The 5,423-nt window shown below is 38.3% G+C and carries 6 protein-coding genes; all 6 read left to right on the forward strand.

Features of this window, described 5'->3' with window-relative positions; genetic code table 11:
• The first annotated feature begins 28 nt into the window (after positions 1 to 28).
• The 6 genes from JT739_RS12470 to dpaL all read left to right on the forward strand — a co-directional run bounded on the left by JT739_RS12470 (position 29) and on the right by dpaL (position 5,318).
• A complete protein-coding gene (locus JT739_RS12470; protein WP_237661448.1) occupies positions 29 to 499 on the forward strand; it encodes a PTS sugar transporter subunit IIB in 471 nt (156 codons plus the stop codon).
• Positions 500 to 517: 18 nt separating this feature from the next.
• Positions 518 to 1,279, forward strand: coding sequence for a PTS sugar transporter subunit IIC (locus JT739_RS12475; protein ID WP_237661449.1), 762 nt, complete (start codon positions 518 to 520; stop codon positions 1,277 to 1,279).
• Positions 1,272 to 2,093 (forward strand): PTS system mannose/fructose/sorbose family transporter subunit IID, encoded by an 822-nt coding sequence (locus JT739_RS12480; protein ID WP_237661450.1) that lies wholly within the window; start codon positions 1,272 to 1,274, stop codon positions 2,091 to 2,093. Before JT739_RS12475 ends, JT739_RS12480 begins: the two co-directional genes overlap by 8 nt.
• A 24-nt stretch (positions 2,094 to 2,117) precedes the next feature.
• A complete protein-coding gene (locus JT739_RS12485) occupies positions 2,118 to 2,927 on the forward strand; it encodes a BtpA/SgcQ family protein (RefSeq protein WP_237661451.1) in 810 nt (269 codons plus the stop codon).
• Between the two features lie 246 nt (positions 2,928 to 3,173).
• Positions 3,174 to 3,365, forward strand: coding sequence for a 6-phosphogluconolactonase (locus JT739_RS12490; RefSeq protein WP_237661452.1), 192 nt, complete (start codon positions 3,174 to 3,176; stop codon positions 3,363 to 3,365).
• 729 nt (positions 3,366 to 4,094) lie between these two features.
• Positions 4,095 to 5,318 carry a diaminopropionate ammonia-lyase gene (dpaL, locus tag JT739_RS12495; protein WP_237661453.1) on the forward strand — a complete coding sequence of 408 codons (1,224 nt, stop codon included), beginning with the start codon at positions 4,095 to 4,097 and terminating at the stop codon, positions 5,316 to 5,318.
• Positions 5,319 to 5,423: the final 105 nt, after the last annotated feature.

Raw genomic sequence — 5,423 nt, forward strand, 5'->3', positions numbered from 1 at the left:
AATATATTATACGAGGGGGTTAAAGATTATGAACGTTGTTTTATGGAGGGTAGATGAAAGACTGATTCACGGTCAAGTGATGACCTCATGGCTTGGATACACAAGTGCTACGAAAATTGTAGTTGTAGATGATGAGTTGTACAGAGATGATTTCATGAAAGAAGTAATGTTATTGGCGGCGCCCGGTACTGTAGACATAAGTATCTTTGACGTAAATACATTTATTGAAAATTACAATAAATCTAATGATCAGAGTAGAACCCTGGTCTTATTTAAGGAGATAAAGCATGTCCTGGAACTCCTAGATAATGGAATTGATATTAAGGAGGTGGTAATAGGGAATATAGGGCCAAAGGTTGACAGAAATAAGATCACAAAAAACGTGTATTTAAGCAAACAGGAACTGGATGAACTTCAGGCAATATCTAAAAGAGGTTGTCATGTGTACTTGAGAATGCTGCCGACTAATGAAAAAAAAGAACTTCATGAGCTTATTTAAATAGATAGGAGGGATGTTATGACTTCATTATTTCAAGCCTTGCTGGTAGCGCTGATAACCTGGTATGTGGCTACAGCAATGCCGATGTTTTTAAGATGGTCTTTTTACTTTGGAGGACCGTTGGTCGGAGGATTGATAAATGGTATTATATTCGGAGACATAGCATATGGAATGCAGGTAGGAGCCAATATCCAGATGGCCTATCTTGGAATGGTGGCAGTTGGAGGCTCTTTGCCATCTGAGATGGCCATAGCGGGTTACTTGGGAACGGCTTTAACAATGATAGTAAAGCTTCCGCCAGAAGCAGCTTTGACGGTAGCAATACCACTGGGGGGGTTAGGCCTTCTTTCGAAAAATGCCATAATGTCACTTAATGCAATTTGGGTTCATAAAGCTGACAATTATGCTAAAGAGGGCAACATCTTTGGAATAAGACTGATGAATTTATATGGTTCGCAGATAATACCTTTCTTTACATATTTCATACCTACGTTCATAGCGGTATACTTTGGTTCTCAAGCATTGGATGCACTTTTGGCTTATGTCCCGGAAAGCTTCATTCAAGCCCTTAAAGTAACTGGCGGTCTTATCCCCGCCCTTGGTATTGGAATGCTCGTGAGTTATCTTTGGAAGAGAGAATTAATTCCCTATTTGCTCATAGGCTTTTTCATGGCAGCCTATTTGAAAGTAGATATTATGTTCATCGCAATTATAGGTGGCTGTCTGTCAGCCTTATATGTATTCAATTCAAGTAAGAAAGGTGGGTCAATAAGTGGGTGAAAATAGACCACTTCTCACTAAAAGGGATTTAATACGTACCTGGTTGACGTGGATATGCTGGGGTCAAAGAAATTACAACTATGAAAGGCTGCAAGGCTTAGGATTTTGTCATGCAATGACAAATGTAATTGAAAAAGTCTATACTGACAAAAAGGATATAATTCAAGCCCTTACTAGACACATGGATTTCTTTAACACTGAAAATACGTGGGGTTCAGTCATAGTGGGCATAAGTGCAGCTTTTGAAGAACAGAGGGCGAAAAACGCTGAAATCGATCCATCTATTATCAGCAACGTGAAGACATCTCTAATGGGGCCAATGGCAGGCATAGGGGATTCGGTAACTCAGGGAATAGTAAAAACTATACTGCTTGGTATAGGAATAGATTTTGCGCTTCAGGGAAATCCAATTGGTCCAGTTTTATTTGTATTACTATTTTCAATTTATGCGGCAGGTTTAAGCTACTTTATGTTTTTTTCCGGTTACAGAATGGGAAAAAATGCAGTAGTTAGCATCCTGTCTTCGGATATTGCGAGGTATTTTACAGATTCATTAAAAATAATGAGTATGATGGTCATTGGAGGTTTAGCCGCATCCAATATAAAAGCCAGCACTCAACTAGTATTCAATTTTGGAGGAACGACAGTTGAAGTGCAACCGCTCTTAGACAAGATTCTTCCAGGTATGCTTCCATTTTTATTCCTGTTGTTAAGCGTCTATTTGTTAAAGAAAAAAGGGAAATCTCCAACGGTCGTATTGCTAGTATTGTTTGTGATAGGCTTTCTAGCTTCATTTTTGGGAATTTTATCATAAAAAATTAAATTTGGAGGTTTGCAAATGATCAACCATATGGAACAACATAAGAGTATCTTTAAAACGGAAAAGCCACTGATCGGATGCGTTCATTTAATAGCACTTCCCGGGACACCTTATTACGATCCTGAAATATCTCTTAAACAACAAGTTGAAAGGGCAAAGTCAGAAGTGAGAGCATTACAGGAGGCGGGCTTTGATGCCATAATATTTGCAAACGAAGGAGATCGGCCATACGTATTTAAAGTGGGTCCGGAAATCGTTGCAAGTTATGTAAGAATTGTTACAGAAGTATTAAATGAAGTTAACCTACCTCACGGTTGTGGCGTGCTTATAGATCCATACGCTACACTTGCTGTAGCAAAGGCAATTGACGCAAAATTCGTAAGAACTTATGTAACGGGAACCTATGCAGATACATTTGGCTTTCACCACTTTGAGCCGGGAGAAATATATCGCTATAGAAAAAATATCAGCGCCGAAAATGTAAATATATACACGTACTTTGATGCACATGCCGGAACTTCACTCGATACGAGGGATCAATTTAACAAGATTGATACGACACTGGCTACAACAGAACTGGCTGGGATATTGGTGACGGGCCAGAGGGCAGGCCTCGCCCCTGATTTTGAAGAGGTAAAAGCTATAAAATCTAAATTCCCTAATCACCCGGTTCTAATTGCCAGTGGAATCAACGAGTCCAATGTAAATAAAGCGCTAGCTATATCGGATGGCCTTATAGTTGGAACCTGCCTCAAAAAGGACGGAATACTTTGGAATCCTGTAGATCCGGAAAGGGCAAAGAGATTTGTCGAGATTGCTAAATCGTGACCACCATTAATGGTGGTCATTTTACATTATTGGCTAAAGCCAAATTGCTCAAAACCTGATGCAGCAGGGAGTTGGTAGCTTGCCATCGAATAATAACATATGTTTTTTATGAACCATATGGCCCGAAAGGATTTTTGGAAAGTTATTTCGTTTAAAAGTTGTTGAATTTAACTTTAGTTCAAAACTCAGGTTCGGTGAAAATTAAAAAGAGGGATATCGCTAAAAGCACAGCAGCAGGATTATGCTGTGCAAAGTATAGACCAGATCCCAACAGAAGCCATAACTATGGGCCTTGGCTCAATCATGAAGGCAAAAAAGATATTGTTGCTTGCCAGCGGCAAAAATAAAGCACCAATCATCGCAAGGCTTATAAAAGACGGTGTTGTTACAACCCAAAATCCAGCCTCCTTTTGCTTATTCACCCTGATGCAACAATAATCATAGATGAAGAAGCCGCATCAGAGCTATAAGAAAAGCAACAATTTGTTATTAGCAAAATAAAACGGCTTAGCGGGATATTCCCTAAGCCGTTTTAAATTATTATATAAAAGTTGCCAACCGGACTATGATAAAAATTCACAATATTGCAGGAATTTAGTATTCGGTATAGAATTATAGCATTTGAGTTAATGCTTATTATTTTTCTTTGATACACCATTTTGTGACTAAACAGATGTAATTTTTAATCTATAAAATTTCCTTATGTTAAATTGAAAAAATCATGACATCCTTGCTTAAGATGGTGCTGACAACAATTCATGGAGCTGAGAAACGTGTTTTTAACTTTTGAGCAGAAACGGGAAATTTTTAGATCATACCCAGAACTGAAAGAAATAATATAAAAGGAAGTAAAATATAAAAATGGAAGAGTTTCGTACTAACTATGAGAAAAGCAAATATAGGAGAGAACAAATAGCAACACAATTGAGCCATACAGGCAATGGGTATATTTATGGAGAATACTTGACTGATTGTAAATATAGAATAGACGATAGGGGTTGGATTAATATAAAGGATTTAAGTGAATCGGAATTAAGGGAATTATCGAAAAACCGATTCAGTCATCTTCATAGGTGCTTCTAAGGAAAATGAAATTGTAAATGAGACTAAGTTTTCTTGTGGTGTAAAGATTTAGGCAATTAATAAAAGAGAGGTTGTGTTTAAATAATGAACCACTCACAAATCGAATTTATTTTCAACGAAAGAGCTAGAGAAAATACTGCAACAAAAGCATCTGTAGAAATAATATCCCAAAAACAGATAAAAATGGCAAAGAATTTTCACGAAAGCTTTCCCCAATATAAGCCCACACCTCTTCATGCGCTGAATAATCTTGCCAAAGCATTTGGGGTAGGGGAAATATGGGTAAAAGATGAATCTCATAGATTCGGTCTTAATGCTTTTAAAGTATTAGGCGGTTCTTTTGCAATTGGCATGTATTTAAGTCGAAAGTTAGGAATAGAAATAGATGAATTGAGCTTTGAAAAACTGCGCTCAAAAGAAATAAAAGAAAAGCTAGGCAGCATTACCTTTGTCACTGCTACTGATGGCAATCATGGCAGGGGTGTGGCCTGGGCTGCACATCAGTTGGGCCAAAAATCGGTAGTATTTTTGCCTAAAGGCTCGTCAGAAATACGCCTGCTAAATATAAGAAATGAAGGTGCAGATGCATACATAACAGAATACAATTACGACGATACTGTGAGATTTGCCGCAAAGTATGCCAAAGAGCATGACGGCGTGCTGATACAGGACACGGCCCAGGAAGGGTATGAGGATATTCCGATTTGGATAATGCAGGGCTATTGTACATTAATCGATGAGGCTTTAGAGCAAATTCAAGCTTATGGTTATGATTTACCAACACATGTGTTTCTTCAAGCAGGAGTCGGTTCCTTTGCTGGTGCTGTCCAGGGTTATTTGGTATCAAAATACAAAGATAGACGGCCTCTTACAATAATAATTGAGCCCAAGGCAGCTGACTGCATTTATAGATCGGTAAAGGCCGGTGATGGAAAGCCACATGCAGTAAAAGGCGATCTGGCTACCATCATGTCAGGGCTTGCCTGTGGAGAGCCAAATCCCATAAGTTGGGAAATCCTTAGGGACTTTTCAGATATGTTTGTTTCGTGCCTGGATTATGTTGCAGCAAAAGGGGTGAGGATATTATCAAGTCCCTTGAAGGATGATCCCCGGATAATTTCAGGAGAATCAGGAGCCGTAGGATTGGGCCTATTGAGTTTAATAGTTGAAAAAGAAGAGTTGCAAACCATGAAAACTTTATTAAAAATTAACAAGGAATCAAGAATATTATTTATTAGCACTGAAGGAGATACAGATCCTATAGCTTACCGAAGAATTGTTTGGGATGGGGCATTTCCATCATGCTGAAGTACACATGACTGCTTAGTGTAAAATTACTTTGGGAAAAAAGGAAAAAATAAAAGATAAGAGTATCTCCTCTGTGATATGATGTAATCTGCAAGAACCACAAAA

Origin of the sequence: Tepidanaerobacter sp. GT38, from assembly GCF_021991635.1 — a bacterium.
Lineage (GTDB): Bacteria > Bacillota > Thermosediminibacteria > Thermosediminibacterales > Tepidanaerobacteraceae > DTU063.